Here is a 495-nt window from a genome sequence, read left to right on the forward strand (position 1 = left end):
GTCCGTACCGATCAAAAAAATGAGCAGCAGACTGTTGTACAGTAAAAAATGAAATCATGCAAAACCCTTGCTTTATGGCAAGGGTTTTTATTTTTTCAGTAAAACCGTCAGGCCGTCTGAAAGCATAGCTTCAAAGAAGTCAAAACAGTTATAATGCGCTCCATGAAACTGATTACCTCTGCTCAAAACGAACAGCTCAAACATTTATTCCGTCTTTTGACGCAGGCCAAAACAAGGCGCGAAAGCGGTGAAACCGTATTGGAAGGCGTACATCTGCTGCAAACTTATTTGCAAAGCGGCGGTATGCCCAAACAGGTTTATCTGCCTGAAAAGAAACAGCAACATCCTGAAATTCAAGAGATTGTGGCGCAGTTGGACGAAGGGTTGATTACATGGGTTGGTAACGAAGCACTGTCTAAAATCACCAGTCTGACCGATGCCGATGATGTGATGACTTGGATTGATATTCCGCAGCAGGCAGGTTTACCTTCAGAC

General features: G+C 43.6%; 1 pseudogene. It reads left to right on the forward strand.

The window, feature by feature from the left end:
• Positions 1–162: 162 nt before the first annotated feature.
• Positions 163–495 (forward strand): annotated as a pseudogene (locus tag ACTHUM_RS19000) (TrmH family RNA methyltransferase); the annotation flags it as partial.

It is taken from the genome of Neisseria sp. P0021.S006 (assembly GCF_051956895.1).